Genomic DNA, 16,938 nt, shown 5'->3' on the forward strand with positions numbered 1-16,938 from the left:
CGCGTGCCCCTTCAGGGCCGCGCGGCATAGAGGGTAGGATCGGGCAGGCCCGCTTCCTGATATCCCTTGGACCGCAGCCGACAGCTATCGCACAGCCCGCAATGTTTGCCGTCCGGCGTTGGATCATAGCAGGACCAGCTGATCCCGGTGTCGAGCCCCAGCCTGTCGGCCTCGCGCACGATATCAGCCTTGCTCATATATTGCAGCGGCGTTTTGATGCGGACCGGATGGCCCTCCACCCCCGCCTTGGTCGCGAGCGCCGCCATCGTCTGAAAAGCGTCGATGAATTCGGGACGGCAATCGGGATAGCCCGAATAGTCCAGCGCGTTGACGCCGATGAAGATGTCGCTGGCCCCCACCACTTCGGCCAGCCCCAGCGTCAGGGACAGAAAGATGGTATTACGCGCCGGGACATAAGTGACGGGGATATCGGTACCCACGCCGTCCTTGGGCACGGCAATGTCGGCGGTCAGCGCTGATCCGCCAAACGCCGTCAGATCGAGCGGCAGGACGATATGGCGGATGGCATTCAAGGATTTCGCGACGCGTGCAGCGGCCTGCAATTCGACGCGATGACGTTGATTATAGTCAATCGACAAAGCGAACAGGCGATAGCCCGCCTCGCGCGCCAATGCGCCTGCGACCATCGAATCCAGTCCGCCTGAAAGCAGGACGACGGCGAATTTTCCCTGATTGGCAACCATGAATATGCGCTACTGCCCCGATCGCGCCAGCGCAAGCATGGCGCTGGCCATACGCTTAGCGGCAGGCACCGATACGACGCCCCTCTGCAACGAACACGAAGGGCGCACCATCGGCCACGCCCTGCGAGCTGATCTGGATCAGCCGTGCGGTTTCGACGCGCAGGTCGGTGCGGCCGTTGCCCGCCGCCGCACAATCATAGGTGATGCTGGCGGCATCGGCAGCATCGCTGACCACGAAACTGCTGCAGGAGGCGCGGGCGTGGCGGATTTGGAGCAGCTGACGCAGGTCCGACACGCACAACTTGCGGGTCTCCGCGCCCTTGCCCCGGCCGCGCAATTCCCATTCGCCGGTTTCCAGCGTCTGGAGCGCCGCGAGCTTTGGCCCGTCCGCCGCCCCGGCCCAACCTGCCGTCGTCAGCGCGACCGCTGCTGCGAGCGCGCGCCAAACCGCCTTTCCCATGATCTGTGTTCCTGCCCAAGGGTCACCTGCCATCTGGGCCGCGACCATCCATTTCCACCATGCCGCCGAAATGCGGCATTTTGATAGCGCGAACCGGCTGCGCTGCCCAAATTACAAATATCGTTAGCGTAACGACGCCGTGTCAGGCGAAACTGTCGATCCGAAGCGGAAAAAGCCGCGAGCAAAAAGCGCAATCGACGCCGATAATCCCCTGTTCGTCCGCCATTTCGGCCCGGTCATCGGGCGAAAAACGGCCGATCACGTCGCGGATATGCGAAAGGTCGCAACGGCACCCCTTGGCCAGCGGCGTTGGATCGGTCGCGCGCACTTCCTCTTCCTCATGGAACAGCCGCCAGACGATGTCGCTCAAGGGCAGTGACGTGTCCGTCAGTTCCTCATCCTTGAGCGTGACGGCGAGCGCCTGGACATGCTCCCATTCGGGGTGATCGTGGCGGACGTGCAGCCGTTCGCGGCCGACTTCGCCTTCGGGCAAATGCTGAAGCAATAATCCCGCCGCGTAGCAGCCCTCGCCCGGCTCGTGCCGGGTGGCGATGCGGATCACGCTCGGTATCTGTTCGGACTGGAAGAAATAATGTTCGGCCGCCGCGCCCAGCGAATCGCCATCCAGCGGTACGATGCCCTGATAGCGTTCGCCCGTGACCGACTGGTCGAAGGTGATGGCGAGATAGCCCTTGCCAAACAGGCCGAACAAAGTCGGGTCCGGCCCCAGTTCAGCCAGCCGGTCGGCATCGAACTTGGCATAGCCGCGCAGATCGCCATTTTTATAATCGGCTACCAGCAGGCGCACGACGCCATGTTCGGTCTGCGCCTGCATCGTGAGTTGCCCATCGGCCTGCTTGAGCGTTGCGCCGAGCAGCGCCGCCAGCACCAGCGCCGACGCCAACAGCCGCTCGATCGCCGGGGGATAGGCGTGGGCCGCCAGCACATCGTCCAGCACCGGGCCAAGCCGCACGAGACGGCCACGCGCATGGCGCGACGCGATGGTGAAGCCGATGGCATGGTCGACATGGGGGGCGATAATCAAATCAAGGCTCCGGTCATCCCGCACCCGACGGTGCAAGGCATAAGGCAGCATCGGGCGATGCGGGCGAGTCGCTAGATAGGAAGCCCGCCCGCAAACTCAACCAAGATGCCCCAAGGCCCAGAGCAGCACCGACTTTTGGGCATGAATGCGGTTTTCCGCCTCATCCCAGATCAGCGACTGCGGGCCATCGATCACGTCTGCAGTCACTTCCTCGCCGCGATGCGCGGGGAGGCAGTGGAGGAACTTGGCCTGCGGTTTCGCAGTCGCCATCAGAGCGGGCGTGACCTGATAGGGCATCATCGCGGCCAGCTTTTCCTCGGCATGGGCCTGGCCCATCGAGATCCAGGTGTCGGTGACGACGATGTCCGCGCCCGCGACCGCCTCTAGCGCATTGCGGGTCAGGCTGATGCGCGCGCCCATGGCCTGCGCCGCCGCCGCGAAGGACGGGTCGGGCTCATAGCCTTGCGGCACGGCAATGCGCACGTCGAACTTCAACAGCCCAGCCGCCTCGATGATCGAATGAAGAACGTTGTTGCCATCGCCCAGCCATGCCCATTGGCTGCCGGGCAAGGCAACGCCATGTTCGACCACGGTCAGCAGGTCGGCCACGATCTGGCAGGGGTGCGACAGGTCGGTCAGGCCATTGATGACGGGGACGGTGGCATAATGCGCCATCTCCTCGACCTTGGCATGATCGTCGGTACGAATCATGATGGCGTCGCACATGCGCGACAATACCCGCGCGGTGTCGGCGACCGTCTCACCGCGGCCCAGTTGCGTCGTCGCGGCATCCAGGATCAGCGACGTACCGCCCAATTGGCGGATCGCCATGTCGAACGATACGCGGGTGCGGGTCGAGTTCTTTTCGAAGACCATGGCCAGCACATGGTCTGCAAGCGGTGCGTCGGCATCGACCCGACCCTTGGGCCAGGCCGCCCGTGCGGATTTGCGGTCGATGGCGTCGGCGATCATGGCGGCAACGGCATCGCCGCCCGCGTCGGCGAGATTCAGAAAATGCTTGGTCATAGTAAACACCCCTCAGCCATTCGGGCTGAACCTGTCGAAGCCCTGCACTGTCTGCGAAGACAAGTGCAGCCCTTCGACAAGCTCAGGGCGAACGGTGGTCAGTCTTAAGCCGCCTTGGCTTCGACAAATGTCCGGGCACCGGCGGAGATTTTCTCGATGGCTTCGGCGATATGGCTTTCCTCGATGACGAGGGGCGGCAGGATGCGCAGCACATTCTGCCCGGCCGATACGGCCAGCAGCCCATGATGGTCGCGCAAATGGCCAACGAAGCTGCGCGCGTCGTAACTGTCCTTGAGCTTCACGCCCAGCATCAACCCCATGCCGCGCACATCTTCGAACATGTCGTCATGATTGGGGATGAGTTGCTCCAATGCGGCGCGCAGGCGCGCGCCCATCGCGGTCACATGATCGAGGAACCCCTCGGCCAGCACTTCCTCGATCACGGTCAGGCCGACCGCCATAGCGAGCGGATTGCCGCCATAGGTAGTCCCATGGGTGCCGAACACCATGCCTTTGGCCGCTTCCTCGGTGGCGAGGCAGGCTCCCAGCGGGAAGCCCGCACCTATGCCCTTGGCGACCGCCATGATGTCGGGCGTGACGCCGAATTGTTCATGCGCGAAGAAGGTGCCAGTGCGGGCATAACCGCACTGAACCTCATCGAGGATCAACAGCAGGCCATGCTCGTCGCAGGCCTTCCGCAGGCCGGCCAGAAATGCCTTGGTCGCAGGCGTCACGCCGCCTTCGCCCTGTACCGGCTCCAGCAGGAAGCCGGCGGTATTGTCGTCGATCTGCGCCAGCGCGGCGTCGAGATCGTTGAAGGGCACGACAGTAAAGCCGGGCAACAAGGGTTCGAAACCATCGCGCATCTTGGGCTGGCTGGTGGCCGAGATCGTTCCCAGCGTCCGCCCGTGAAAGGCATTGTCGAAGCTGATGATCTTGTGGCGATGGGCGTTGCCATTGGCATAATGATAGCGCCGCGCGGTCTTGATCGCGCACTCGACCGCCTCGGCTCCCGAATTGGTGAAGAACACGGTGTCGGCAAATGTATTGTCGACCAGCTTCTGCGCCAATTTCTCGCCCAGCGGCATACCGTAGAGGTTCGACACATGCATCAGGGTGGCGGCCTGATCGGCGATCGTCTTGACCAGCTTGGGGTGGCCATGGCCGAGCAGATTGACCGCGATGCCGCTGGCGAAATCAAGATAGCGCTCGCCGCGCTCGCCGATCAGATAGCAGCCTTCGCCTCGCACCGGACGGACATCGCACCGGGGGTAAACGGGCATGAGCGGCGTAATCGACATGAGCCTTCCCTTTCTGGCTTGATGCTGCGCGTCCTGGGCGCAGGAGATATAACGCAAAAAGGCGACCCCGCCGGGCCGCCCTCTGCGAGCATCGCCTATACAGGCGGCTTGGAAGGGGTGCAACCCCGCAACCGGGCCAGTCCGATCCCGCTGGCCTTAGCCGATCTGGTTCCAGGCGTCGCAATCTCCGCGATCATGGCGCGGGCCTTATCGACGGGTTCGGCCACCCGTTCCTTGGCCCCCACCAACAGCAATCGGCGCGCCTCACGATAGATTTGCGCCAGACCGAGCGCGACGTCGCCGCCCTTGTCATGGTCCAGGCTCGATTCGAGCGCGAAGAGGATGGACATGGCTCGCGCCTGCTTGTCCGACACCTGCATACGATCCGCCTGTCGTTCGGCGAGCGCGGCGGCGTCCAGCGCCAGCAGCAGTTCGTCGAACAATATCCTGACCAGTGCGTGCGGCGTTGCCCCTTCGGTCCGGCTGCCCGAATGCACCGCTGCATAACGACGCGCGGCGGTGGCCCCTGCATAACCCTGATTATAGAACATGGTCCCGTTCGTCCCCGTTAACTGTCGCTGTTGTTCCACATCTCGATCTGCTGTTCGAGATAGCTTTGGGTGGCCTTGAGTGCCGTGAGGCGCGTTTCCATCTTGGAATAGACGGTGGTGAGTTGCGCCTCGTAACTGGTCATCTGCGTATCGAGCTTTTCAAGCTGTTCGCTGAGCGATTTGGCGAGCGCCTCATATTTGACCTGTGCCAGCGCCAAGGCACCGTCCTTCACCTGGACCCGGTCACGCACCGCATCCATCATCCCGGCCAGACCGGGATTGGCGGCTGTTGCGACCGCAGGATTGAGCATTTGGGTAATCGCCGAAGGATCAGCGGCAATCGCCTTGTCTAGCCTGTCGGTATCGAGTTTGAGCGTACCATCGCGATTTGTCGCGACACCGATGTCCGACAAGGTGCGATAGGTGCCGCTGCCGGTCAGCGCGGTGGAGGTCATCTGGGACAGTTGCCGCTTCATGTCGCGGATCGACGCTTCGCCGTTCAGAACCCCGGACGAAGCCGAATCCGCGCCCGTGCTGGTCGACGTGTTGAGCGCCTTCATCAGCGTATTATAGGCATCGACGAACTCGACCATCAGGTCGCGCATGGTGGTGGTCGGCTCGGTCGAGGCCAACGTCACAAGCGTGTTGGGTTCTGCCTTGTTGAGGTCGATGCGCAAATAGGCGATCGCCGTGTCGATCGTATTGCTGGCATAACGCTGCTCCACGCCGTCCAGGCTGATGATCGCATCCTTGGGGGTCGCCATCGACGCCATCGTTGCGCTGTCCGTGCCGCTCCAGGCAAATTGCGCCAGGTCGGGGCCGCTCACCGAACTGAGCGAAAAATCATTGGCAGCGCCGGTCGCGCCCTTCATCACCAATCGCGTCCCTTGCGTATCGGTGACGACCGAGGCAGTCACACCCAGACCTGACGCATTGATCGCGGCGGCGAGGCCCGAATAGCTGTTATTGGCGGCAGTGATACTGATCGCCGCGCTCTGGCCGCCCACGGTCAGGGTCATTTCGCCCTCTCCTACGGCCGTTGCAGCGGTCGCACCCGCGACCGGGACCGATGCCAGTGTGCGTGCCGAGGCAAACTGCTTGACCTCCAGCTGCGCTGGCAACCCCTGGGGCACGCCACCTGGCAGCAAGCTGACCGCTGCGATGCTGGGGTCATTGGACGCAGGCGTACCGGCATAGCCGGTGCCCGCCAGCAAGCTGTTGAGCGCATCGGCGAAAGTGTCGATCGAACTGGAGGCCGATGCGAGCGCCGAGATGCGCGCGCTGTTAAGGCTCTGCCGGTTGGTGATGACGTCCTGTTTGGGATCGCGCGCGGCGGCGATCAAGCTGGTCACCAGCGATTTGGTGTCGATACCCGACCCGACGCCGAGCGCCGTCGTAATGCTGCTGCTGACCGATGCCATTGCGTCGTCCTTTCAGAGGAGAGAACGGCGCTAGCGCGAAGACCTTTAGGAATGATTTGCGAGGCGCGCGATCATCCGCCCGAAGCGACGATCTGATCAACGACGCCGCGCGGGAGATGGGCCTGCGCGGCATGGCTGTAGGCGGCGCGATCCACCATGCGGCGAGCGACCACGGCCGCATGTTCGATCGCTTCCCTGCTGGCAGGAGGCAATGGCACAAGGACGATCGGCCGGGGCAGCATCGCATTGATGGATTGCGCTGCGCCATCGACCGAACCGCTACTGTCGAGATCAGCCAATATGTCGGCGATGCGGGCGTAGATTTCTACATATTGGGCGGCGCTGGCGACATCCTCGTCCACGCCTGCGATATCGATCTGCGGCACCGACGCGCGGGCGTCGGGGTTGGCCGACGGGGCGGAGTGTCCCGCCACGATCGGCTGAACGGCCTGCACCGACGATATTGCGCGTGGCACGGTCCGATCGACCGGCGGCAACTCGATACGGGGAAAATAGTCGCTCATGACGCATATCCTAATGCGTCCCCATGAATAGAATACGGACGAGCGCGCCTAAACTTTAATTCACCATTACGGTTTTTTTCACCGCTTTCGTCCGTCGGCGTCGAAGCGCAGATCGTCGGGCACGGTGATGAAGGGACGATCCATTTCGCTCGCCATGCGGTTTTCGACGCGGAAGACGAAGGCCAGGACGGTCGCGACCGCCATGTAGAGGCCTTCATTCACCACCTGCCCTGCACGCGACGTGAAGTAGATCGCGCGGGCGAGGTCAGGATATTGCAGGATGGTCACGCCATTCTGCTCCGCCAGTTCGCGCATTGAGGCCGCGATCGCGTCATTGCCGCGCGCCACAACGACCGGCGCGGCATCGACGCCCGGCTTATAGCGCAGCGCGACCGCGAAGTGGGTCGGGTTGGTGATGATGACGCTGGCTTCGGCCACCGCCTGGCGGGTCGATCCATTCAGCACTTCGAACTGGCGGCGGCGAATCTGTCCCTTCAGCTCAGGCGAACCTTCGCTTTCCTTATGCTCGTCCTTCACATCCTGCTTCGACATGCCCAGCCGCTTGCCGCGCTGCATGATCTGCGCGGGCACATCGATTCCTGCGATCAGGAACAGCCCACCCGCCATGACCAGGCAGGTAAGGATGAACATGTTGCCAAGGTCGGCGATGGCGGGGCCAATACCCATCTTGCCGAGCCCCGTAATCTCGGTCAGCCGGTCCCAGACCATCCAGATCCCGATCGCGCCGAGCAGGGCGATCTTGGCGATGGACTTCAGCAGTTCGATCAAGCCCTGCGTACCAAACATGCGCTTGAGGCCCGAAGCGGGATTCATCTTCGATGCCTTGGGCGCGAAGGCGCCGGGGCGGAAGCCGAGTGATCCCAGCAAGGCCGGGGCGGCGATGGCGGCGAGGAAGGTCGCCAGCATCACGCCAGCCACTGGCAGCGCGATACCGGTCAACAGGTCCAGCCCGCGTTGCGCCGGGGAAAAATCGGTAATGTCCTCGCGCCGGAAGCGCAGCGCCTCGACCAGCATATCGGACAGCGAATCGATCAGGGATGGGCCGGTTACCGCAAGCCAACCGATCCCTGCCATGACCACCATCGCCGTGCCCAGTTCGCGCGACTGGAGAATGTCACCCTTCTTGGCGGCGTCATCCAGCTTCTTCTGGGTCGGTTTCTCGGTCTTTTCGCCGCCCTCATTGCCGCCTGCCATGGCTATTGTCCCTCCGCGATCATGCGGGCCTGCTCAAGTCCGGCCTTGATCGAGGCGGTCATGCCTTCGGCCATGATCGGGACGGCCATGGCGAGGAGGATGAGGCCCGCCATCATCGCGACGGGCATGCCGACGGCGAACAGGTTGAGCGAGGGCGCCGCGCGCGCCAGCATGCCCATGACGATCTGCACCAGCACCAGCGCAAAGGCGACCGGCAGGGCCACGGTGACGCCCGCGCCCAGCAACGCGCCGCCAAATTCGATCATCCGCCAGATCGTATCGTTGGACAGCATCGCCGCGCCCGGCGGGATCGCCTGATAGCTTTGCACCACGAAGCTGGCGAGCAGCAGATGCCCGTCCATGCCGAGCAGCAGGAAGGTGGCGAGGATGGAAAGGAAGGTGCCGAGCACCTGGGTCGATTGGCCCGACGAAGGATCGACCATCGCGGCGAAATTGAGCCCCATCGCATTGCCGATCGTTTCGCCCGCGACGAAGGCGGCGGCATAGCCGATCTGGACCGCAAAGCCGAGGGCAAGGCCCGCCATCACTTCGCCCGCAACCATCATCACGCCTTCGAAACTGGCCACGCCATCCTGCGGCAGGGTGATGGTGACGCTGTTGAGCGCGGCGAGACCGAGCGCGAGCGCGAGGATCAAGCGCAGTTGGAGCGGCACGGCGGGCGCGCCGAAGACGGGCGCGGCGATGAAGGCCGCGCCGGGGCGGATCATGGCGATCAGCCAGACCCAGAGCTGCGTCTCCACCCCCGCAAAGCCGGGAGCGATCATTGCAGCAGGTCCGGGATGCGGTCGAATATTTCGCGCGTGAAATCGGCGATCAGCACCATGATCGACCCACCGAACAAGGCGAGCATGGCCCCGACCACAAGGATTTTGGGGATGAAGCTCAACGTCTGTTCGTTGATCGACGTCGCGGCCTGCACCATGCCGATGATGAGGCCTGCGATCAGCGCCGGCAACAGGATGGGCGCGGCAGCCAGCGCCGTGATCCACAGCGCCTGTTGGGCCAGACCCATGAAGAAGTCGGCGTTGTCCATGCGGGACTAGCCCTCCACCCGGAGCATAGAGCGCGTCATGTCGCGAACGAGCTCGCCAGACTGCCCATCGTCAGCGCCCAGCCATCGACCAGCACGAACAGCAATAGTTTGAACGGCATGGAGATGATGGTCGGGGACAACATCATCATGCCGAGCGCCATCAGCGTGGAGGCACCACAAGATCGATGATGAGGAAGGGCAGGAAGATCATGAAGCCGATCTGGAAGGCGGTCTTGAGTTCGCTGGTGACGAAAGCGGGGAGCAGGATGGTGAAGGGAATATCGTCGGGCGTGCGGAAGGCGGGTGCTTCGGCAAGGTTGGCGAACAGCTTAAGATCGCTCTCGCGGGTCTGCTTGGTCATGAAACCGTGCAGCACCTTGCCCGACCGGCCGACCGCTTCCTCGATCGTGATCTGGCCCTTGCCGTAGGGATCGAAGGCCAGGCCGTTAATCTGGTCGATCGCCGGACGCATCACGAACAGCGACAGGAAGAGGGCTAGGCCCACCAGCACCTGGTTGGGCGGCGTCTGTTGCAGGCCCAGCGCCTGACGCAGCAGCGAGAGGACGATGATGATACGCGTGAAGCTGGTCATCATCAGCACGAGCGACGGCAGCACCGTCAGCAGGCTCATGAGGATCAGGATTTGCAAGCTGAGCGAGAGCGACCGGCCGTCGCCTGAAATCTGGCCCATGGCCCGGCCCAGCGCGCCACCATTGTCGGCGGGGCCCGCGGGAGCCGCCTGGGCGAACGCAGGGGTGCTGAAAAAGAGTAACGCCAGAATAACCATCAACGTCATTCCCGCGAAGGCGGTAACCCATCTCCGAACAGTTGTACCCTGGCACGAGGTCGGGAGATGGATCCCGGCCTTCGCGGGGATGACGGATAAGGGTTTAGCGCAGGCGAGCATGGTCGCCTTCCGCGATCTTCTCGATCCGGCCACGGGTCACCGACAGCAAGATCTTCTTGCCTTCGAATTCGACCACCGCGAGCTTGCCGAACGCGCCCATGGGGAGGGCTTCAAGCAGCTTGAGCGAGCGATCCGCCTGATTGCCCATCATGCCCGGCTGATATTTGCGCCACAGCCACAGCGCGCCGAACGCCATGCCGCCGACGAGCGGCAGGAGGATCAGCAATTTGACGAAATACCAGAACATGATGGAGCCGCCCGCGCTTCATGGTTAATTTGGCCAAGCGATCCGCAGTTTCGATCCGCAAGGCAAGCGCAAAATCAATGCGATGCGTTCAGCCGCGCCGCTCGATACCCGCCAGACGGGTTTCGGTCGCCGCAATATCGACGATGCGGACGCCATAGCGGCCATTGACCGTCACCACCTCGCCCTTCGCGATCAGCGCGCCATTGACCATGATGTCGAGCAGATCGTCGGCCTGCCGGTCCAATTCCACGATACTGCCTTCGGCCAGATCCATGACTTCGGCTAGACGCAGCGAGGTGGATCCGACCTCCACCGACATCCGAACCGGAATGTCCGCCAACAGCTTGAAATGACGATTGTTCGTCATGCGGCTGACGGGATCTTCGGCGCGCTCCATCTTGGGGGCTTCGCTCATGTCGCTCATTGATCGGATCCTTGTACGAGTTTTTCAATCTGGAAGGCGGCACGGCCATCCTGTTCGCCGATGCTGCCATGGGCGACGATGCGGTTGCCCACGATCAGCGGCAAGGAGCGGCCGATCGTGACGGGAATGACATCGCCGACCTTCAATTCCATAAGATCGGCGACGGAAAGATGGGGCCGCGCCAACACGGTGCGCGCGGGCAGACGGATGTCGCGCATCCGCCGGGCGATCCGTCCCTGCCAGACGGGATCGCATTGTTCTTCGTCGGTCGGCAGCTTCGATCCCATCAGCGCTTCGACCGCGCGCAGGGCGGCCAGCGGAAAGACGAGATCGACCGGCCATTCCTGCTCGCGGGTCAGGCGAACGGTAAAGCGCTGGACGACCATCTGATCGCCGGGCGGGGCGCTGCTGGTGAAACCAACGCCGGTTTCGCGCATGACGAAGCTGGCATCCAGTGGCAGGATATCGCCCCAAGTCTCGACGACGCGCGCGATGATGGAGTCCGCCAGGCGAGCGATCAGCCGGTCTTCCGTGGGGGTAAATTCGCCGCGCGACGGCAAGGGCCGGTTGCCAAGTCCGCCATAGAAGCAATCGACCAGTGTCGAGATCATGGCCGCGTCCATATGCAGCAACACCTGCCCCTTGAGCGGGAGCAGGCGATAGACGGACAAGCTGGCAAAGGCGGGCATGGCGGCGGACCAGGCGCTCATGTCCATCAACTGCGTCTCATGCGCGGCGACATGGGGGCGCGTACCCGAAATCGGTTCGATGAGCGCGCGCATGCGCCGGGCGAGCTTGTCACCCAGCCGGTCAAGCCCTGACAGCATCACCGGCGCCTGTGAATCCCCCCGCCCGAAGGCGTAGGTTTGAACGTCGTCCATCTTTGTCCCCTGCCCTGCGGACCGGGGGACTTCCCGGCCTTTTGGACAGTGCTACTGAATAACGAAATTGGTAAAGTAAACGTTATCAACGCCTCCAAAACCGGTTTTTTGCTTCAAAATATCGTTAATTATCACCTTGATCTTCCCCTGCAGGGCTTGCTTGCCCTTCGGGGTCGCCAGCGTCTCTTCGGGCTGCTGGGCGAGCATCATGAGCACCTGGCTGCGGATCGCCATCTCGTGGGTCTTGATCGCGTCGATCACCCGCAGGTCATAATAGGTCGATACCGCGAGCGAAATCTGGGCAAAGGAATCGGTGTCCGACATATTGGATGTGAAAGGGGCCTGAAGCTGGAAATAGGTCGCCTGATACGCGGTGGGATTGGCAGGGGGAGGCAGGTCGATACCCTTGCCATGCGCGCCGCCATGGGCCGTCGCGGTGCCACCATGGGGCACGGCATGCGCCTTGGCGATCTCCTCGGCACTTTCACCCGCCAGGACCAGCACCGGCTTGTTGGGATCTTCCTTCGGCCCTTCATCCTTGGGACTGAAGAAACCGGCGGCATAAAGTCCGCCCGCAGCGCCCGCGCCGCCGATCAGCATGGCGATGACGACCAGCAGGATCATCTTCATGCCCCCGCCCTTTTTCTTCTTGGCCTTTGGATCGTCGCTCATTCTTCCTGTCCCCCAGGCTCAAGGCCGATCACGCGTAGCGCGCGCGAACGGCGTTGCGGGAACCGTCTCCCGCATCCGCATGGTTAAGAACGGCCGCGTCGTCGGCCGCTTTATGCGATTGCGCGATATTTTCGCGGCCCTGCCAGCGGCCTTGTCCCTGCCCCTGAAAGCTCGGCTGGCCCGCGCCCTGCTGGTGCGGCTGACCCGACGCATTCTGTCCTGGTTGATCGGAGCGGGCGGTGTCGGCGGCAGGCGCGCGCTCGATCTTCACCTCGCTGATCTTCACCGCGGCCAGCCCCGCATCGAGGCGCAGCCGGTCGCCATCCTGACGCAACGCCTGTTCGGCAAGGTCGGTGGCCACGGTGAGGGCGACGCTTGCCCCCTTTTCGCCCTGATGGATGTCGATCTGGATCGGGCCGAGCGTGTCGGCATTGATCTGAAACCGACCCTGGGCGCCATTCGCCGACAGGCCTGCGATATCCCGGGCCAGACTGTCGATCCATTGGCCCGACACGCCCATGTCCACCATCTGCGCGCCCAGGCTGACGGACAGATCGGCGGCTGGGGCCGTGGGCAGGACCGGCGCGATCGCAGCGGGCTGGACAGGCATCGGGATCGGGGTTGGCGCCACCGTGCCGTCGGCGCGCGGGGTAGCGGCCAGCGGGGCTACGCCTTCCGTATCGGTGTCCGTGGATTGCACGGCTGCCGTTGGCTGGCGAGGTGCGGCGCGGGCGGTCATATGATCGCGCACCAGTTGCAGCAGCGATACTGCTTCGGCCCGTATCGGCGTGTCGACAGGTAGCGGGGCAATGGGAGCGTCGTCAGCAACGACGTCCTGGGCTGTGGCAGCGGCCAGCTTGGCAGGCGCGGCGATTGCTGGCGTGATGCGCGAAGGCGCGAGCGATGCAGCGGCCAAGGCGCGCGCAGGCTGAGCGGCAGGAGCAATATCGGGTACAGCAACGGGACTGGCGAGCGGCGACACGATGCTGGTAGCGGCGGCTTGCGGGTCAGGCAGCGGGAGCGGATCGGTGGACTTTGCAGCGTCAGCATCCTCCGACGGCGGGCGGTCGAGACTGGCAGGGGCCAGCGGCGCAACGCTGCCCGGTTGCGGCAATGCCGATGGCATGGCGATGCGCGCGGCGCGGGTGGGGTCGGTCGTTTCGGCCGGAGGATTGGCCGAGGCGACCGGCGCCGAGGGCGGCGGAAGACGCGGTTCGACCGGCATGGCGAGGGGTAGTTCCTCGCCCTTTGACGGTTCGGTTTGAGCGTCGGCGTACAGCGAAGCGGACAAAGGTTCGGCTTTTTCGGACCCGGCTGCCTCGTCCGATCCTATGTCCGTTTCGCTGTCCGTTTCGTTATCCGCGATCGGTGTGCGGAGCTCTGGACGTGCGACGGAAGGCGCGGCGACGGCCGCTTTCACGGGCGCAGCGATCGCCGCTTCGTCGGATGGGGTGACAGGCTGGACAAGGGAGGATGGCGGCGTTGTGGTCATCTGAGGGCTGTCCGCCGCCTGTGGGATCGCCGGATGGCTCTCGCCCGCCTCCGGGACCAAGGTGGCGTGCGAAAGCGGCGTGGGGATTGGGTGAGCGGCGTGCGCAGGCATGACGACCGGCTGCGGCGCGTCGGTTGGGGCTTCTGGCGCGATAGGCAGCGGGACGACAGGCGCAGCAGCCTGAGTCAGGACGATTGGCTTCACAGGCACCATTTGGGCGGGCTGCGTCATGGCAGGCGCGTCTGGTGCCGCCTGTGCCACATGGGGCGCAGGGCGCGCAGGGGCTGGATCAGCGACAAGCTCTCCGCTTTCCCCGGCCGCGGGCAGTGGCACAGGCGTCGGGGTAACCAGCGCGGCAGGCGCAGGCGCTGCGTTCGGCGCTACGGTCGCTGCGCCTGGCATCGACGCCGTCGCGCTGGGCTGGGGTGTTGCCGCGTCAAGCAATTGCGCGAAGTCGGGCGTGCCCGGCATCGGCGCGACGCCTGCGCCCTTACCCGTTGCACCGGTCGGTGTCGTGAAAAGCAATGCCTTGATAGTTGCGAGCATAGTCATCTCAGCCTTCCCCTGTCCGCTGCATGCGGCGATAGCGCGGCAGCGCCGCCAGCTTGTTTTCGCGCCATTCTTCAAGGGTCGCGCGGGCGCGATCCTTGAGGCGGGTGGCGATTTCCTTTTCGCGATTGGCGGCGAGCGTCACGCCCTCCTTGGTCTCCACCTTGCGCCGCGCGTCGTAGAGCGCGCCGTCAAGCTGTCGCCCTGCCTGTTCCAGCCGGGTGGCGAGTTCCTGCATGGCGGCGAAGGACGCGCCGGTGGCGGCCCCTTGCGTTTCGAACAATTCGTGCCGGACCTTGTTCAATCGGTCGATATTGCGGGCAAGGCCATCGGCCTCGTCGCGCGCGCGCGCGGTTTCTGCGACGGCCATGGCATGTTGGACATGGCGCACGCGCAACACGCGATGGCGGCGGGACACCAGCCCCTTCACGCGCCGAACCCGGCGATCAGCGCGGCGGCGCTGGTGTCGAGGTCGATGCGGCTTTTCTGATCCTGCCGGATGAAGTCGAGAATTTCCTGACGGCGCTGCACCGCTTCGTCGATCACCGGATCATTGCCGGGGCGATAGGCGCCCATCAGGATGAGATCGCGATTTTCCTCATAAGCGGCCCACAGGCGGCGATAATTGGCGGCGGCCAGGCGATGATCGTCTGGCACCACATCGGCCATGACGCGCGACAGGGACTTGCCGATGTCGATCGCCGGAAAGATCGCCTGTTCCGACAGATGGCGGGACAGGACGAAATGGCCGTCGACAATGGCACGCGCCGCGTCCACGATCGGATCGTCGGTGTCGTCGCCATCGGCCAGCACGGTGTAGAGCGCTGTGATCGAACCACCGGTGCGGGCGTCCACTCCGGCCCGTTCGACCAGGCGAGGAATGAGCGCGAGGGCCGAGGGCGGATAGCCCTTCATCGCGGGCGGCTCGCCCAAGGCCAGGCCAATTTCGCGCTGGGCATGGGCGCAGCGGGTCAGGCTGTCGATCAGCAGCAGCACCTTTTTCCCACGGGCGCGGAAATATTCGGCGATGGCGGTGGCGCGTGCAGCGGCGCGCAGGCGCAGCACCGGGGGATGATCGGCAGGTACGGCGACGACGATACTCTTGTGCATCGTGTGTTTGAGTTTGGTTTCGAGAAAGTCGCTGACTTCGCGGCCGCGCTCGCCAATCAGGCCGACAACGACGATGTCGGCTTCGGCCCCGGCGATCATCTGCCCCATCAGCACCGACTTGCCGACGCCAGAGCCTGCGATGATGGCGATGCGCTGGCCGCGCCCGGCGGTGAGCAGCGCGTTGACGGCGCGGATGCCAAGATCGAACGGCTCGGTGACGCGGCCGCGATCGAGGACATTGCCCTTCACGCCGTTGAGCGGCCAGGTGCCGCCCGCGAGGATCGGACCTTTGCGGTCCAGCGGCTGGCCCATGGCGTCGACGACGCGGCCGATCAGCCCTTCCCCCACCTGCACCATATTAGCCTGGCTGTCAGGTTCGACCCGCGCGCCATTTTCCAGCGGCGCGTCGCTGTCGAGCGGCACCAGCAAGGTACGGCCGCCGCGAAAGCCCGCGACTTCGGCGCGCGCGATCGTGCCGTCGCTGGCGATCACCCGCGCGCCCGCGCCGATCGGTCGGCGAAAGCCGGTGACTTCGAGCATGCCCGCATCATGGCTGACCAAGCGGCCGACATGGCGCGGCGCGCGGTTCTGCACCTGCAGATGGTCGAACAATGTTTCGGCCTGGGCCAGCGAGGCACGGATCATGGCCTGCCCTCCATATCGTCAAGCAACGCGCGCAGGCGGGACAGGCGCACGTCCGGGCCATCCTCGACCCAGCCTTCGGCGGTTTCCAGCCGGACGCAGCCGCGCAGCATCGCCTTGTCGGGCACCAGCTTAACGCCGATCTGTTCGCCTTCCAGCATGGCGATATCGTCGGGGTGGAGGTGGAGCGCGCCCTTCTCATCATTCTCCTCGATGAAGGCGGCGACCGTGTCGCAGCGCTGCACGAGGCGTTCGATATCGATCTCCACCTCACCCACAATCTGTTCGACCAGGCGGACGACCGTGGCCGACAACATGGTGGACAGCATGCCGCTGGGCGCTGGCGACAGGGAGGCCAGCGATTCGGCGAGCCGTTCGCGGATTTCCGTGTCGGTGCCATGGGCGTCGGCGGTGATCCGGCAGCCTTCGTCGAAGCCGAGCGTGAAGGCTTCCATCCGCGCTTCTTCGAGCAGATCGATTTCCGGCTCGACCTCCGCCATGGCGGCGCGGATCGTTGCGGTCTGCGCGCCGGGATGGGCGGTATAGAGGCTGCGGAAACCGCTGCTTTCGCTCTGGACGAAGCCGGCAACCGCGACCGGCGCGAAGTCGCGGACAGCCTCCGCCCCCCAAATTCTGGTCCCGGTTCCGCGTGCGCGGACCGGTTCCAGAGTCCTGGCTGCCGCATTTTCCGAGTCGTCGGCTGATAGCCAACT

General features: G+C 64.2%; 18 protein-coding genes and 2 pseudogenes. All 20 read right to left on the minus strand.

All coding sequences use genetic code 11. From position 1 onward, the window contains the following. Positions 1 to 11 precede the first annotated feature (11 nt). Positions 12 to 704: a 7-cyano-7-deazaguanine synthase QueC gene (queC, locus tag BF95_RS07545; RefSeq protein WP_043150517.1), complete on the minus strand. Its 693-nt coding sequence runs from the start codon at positions 702 to 704 to the stop codon at positions 12 to 14. A 55-nt stretch (positions 705 to 759) separates the two neighbouring features. Then, entirely contained in the window at positions 760 to 1,164 is a 405-nt protein-coding gene (locus tag BF95_RS07550) for a DUF3617 domain-containing protein (RefSeq protein WP_043150596.1), read from the minus strand. Positions 1,165 to 1,306: 142 nt separating this feature from the next. Then, positions 1,307 to 2,209: an Hsp33 family molecular chaperone HslO gene (gene hslO, locus BF95_RS07555; RefSeq protein ID WP_443018343.1), complete on the minus strand. Its 903-nt coding sequence runs from the start codon at positions 2,207 to 2,209 to the stop codon at positions 1,307 to 1,309. Positions 2,210 to 2,305: 96 nt separating this feature from the next. Further along, complete coding sequence (gene argF, locus BF95_RS07560; RefSeq protein ID WP_043150519.1) at positions 2,306 to 3,235, minus strand: ornithine carbamoyltransferase; 930 nt, start codon at positions 3,233 to 3,235, stop codon at positions 2,306 to 2,308. A gap of 104 nt (positions 3,236 to 3,339) precedes the next feature. Further along, positions 3,340 to 4,536 (minus strand): aspartate aminotransferase family protein, encoded by a 1,197-nt coding sequence (locus BF95_RS07565; RefSeq protein WP_043150521.1) that lies wholly within the window; start codon positions 4,534 to 4,536, stop codon positions 3,340 to 3,342. A 156-nt stretch (positions 4,537 to 4,692) separates the two neighbouring features. Beyond that, positions 4,693 to 5,087, minus strand: a pseudogene (locus tag BF95_RS07570) (flagellar export chaperone FliS). A 17-nt stretch (positions 5,088 to 5,104) separates the two neighbouring features. Further along, positions 5,105 to 6,508, minus strand: a complete 1,404-nt coding sequence (fliD, locus tag BF95_RS07575) for a flagellar filament capping protein FliD (protein WP_043150523.1) — start codon at positions 6,506 to 6,508, stop codon at positions 5,105 to 5,107. Positions 6,509 to 6,579: 71 nt separating this feature from the next. Then, the gene (locus BF95_RS07580; protein ID WP_043150525.1) at positions 6,580 to 7,032 is read right to left on the minus strand and encodes a hypothetical protein; all 453 of its coding nucleotides are present in this window, start codon (positions 7,030 to 7,032) and stop codon (positions 6,580 to 6,582) included. A 78-nt stretch (positions 7,033 to 7,110) separates the two neighbouring features. After that, a complete protein-coding gene (flhB, locus tag BF95_RS07585) occupies positions 7,111 to 8,247 on the minus strand; it encodes a flagellar type III secretion system protein FlhB (protein ID WP_043150527.1) in 1,137 nt (378 codons plus the stop codon). A gap of 2 nt (positions 8,248 to 8,249) precedes the next feature. Then, entirely contained in the window at positions 8,250 to 9,032 is a 783-nt protein-coding gene (gene fliR, locus BF95_RS07590) for a flagellar biosynthetic protein FliR (RefSeq protein ID WP_043150529.1), read from the minus strand. Next, a complete protein-coding gene (fliQ, locus tag BF95_RS07595) occupies positions 9,029 to 9,301 on the minus strand; it encodes a flagellar biosynthesis protein FliQ (protein ID WP_037476216.1) in 273 nt (90 codons plus the stop codon). Before fliQ ends, fliR begins: the two co-directional genes overlap by 4 nt. Before the next feature lie 35 nt (positions 9,302 to 9,336). Then, positions 9,337 to 10,097, minus strand: a pseudogene (gene fliP, locus BF95_RS07600) (flagellar type III secretion system pore protein FliP). 94 nt (positions 10,098 to 10,191) lie between these two features. Then, complete coding sequence (locus BF95_RS07605) at positions 10,192 to 10,455, minus strand: FliO/MopB family protein (RefSeq protein WP_043150530.1); 264 nt, start codon at positions 10,453 to 10,455, stop codon at positions 10,192 to 10,194. A gap of 88 nt (positions 10,456 to 10,543) precedes the next feature. After that, positions 10,544 to 10,879, minus strand: coding sequence for a flagellar motor switch protein FliN (gene fliN / locus BF95_RS07610; RefSeq protein ID WP_043150531.1), 336 nt, complete (start codon positions 10,877 to 10,879; stop codon positions 10,544 to 10,546). Continuing rightward, positions 10,876 to 11,760 (minus strand): flagellar motor switch protein FliM, encoded by an 885-nt coding sequence (locus BF95_RS07615; RefSeq protein WP_043150532.1) that lies wholly within the window; start codon positions 11,758 to 11,760, stop codon positions 10,876 to 10,878. Before BF95_RS07615 ends, fliN begins: the two co-directional genes overlap by 4 nt. Positions 11,761 to 11,811: 51 nt before the next feature. Further along, positions 11,812 to 12,432 carry a flagellar basal body-associated FliL family protein gene (locus BF95_RS07620; protein ID WP_043150533.1) on the minus strand — a complete coding sequence of 207 codons (621 nt, stop codon included), beginning with the start codon at positions 12,430 to 12,432 and terminating at the stop codon, positions 11,812 to 11,814. 28 nt (positions 12,433 to 12,460) lie between these two features. Next, positions 12,461 to 14,476, minus strand: coding sequence for a flagellar hook-length control protein FliK (locus BF95_RS07625; RefSeq protein ID WP_043150534.1), 2,016 nt, complete (start codon positions 14,474 to 14,476; stop codon positions 12,461 to 12,463). Position 14,477: 1 nt separating this feature from the next. Further along, on the minus strand, positions 14,478 to 14,903 hold the full coding sequence (locus BF95_RS07630; protein ID WP_043150536.1) for a hypothetical protein: 426 nt from the start codon (positions 14,901 to 14,903) through the stop codon (positions 14,478 to 14,480). After that, complete coding sequence (locus tag BF95_RS07635) at positions 14,900 to 16,228, minus strand: FliI/YscN family ATPase (RefSeq protein ID WP_043150537.1); 1,329 nt, start codon at positions 16,226 to 16,228, stop codon at positions 14,900 to 14,902. The genes BF95_RS07630 and BF95_RS07635 overlap by 4 nt, the downstream gene beginning before the upstream one ends. After that, complete coding sequence (locus tag BF95_RS07640; protein ID WP_043150598.1) at positions 16,225 to 16,857, minus strand: FliH/SctL family protein; 633 nt, start codon at positions 16,855 to 16,857, stop codon at positions 16,225 to 16,227. Before BF95_RS07640 ends, BF95_RS07635 begins: the two co-directional genes overlap by 4 nt. Positions 16,858 to 16,938: the final 81 nt, after the last annotated feature.

Origin of the sequence: Sphingobium sp. Ant17 (assembly GCF_000588875.1) — a bacterium.
Taxonomy (GTDB): domain Bacteria; phylum Pseudomonadota; class Alphaproteobacteria; order Sphingomonadales; family Sphingomonadaceae; genus Sphingobium.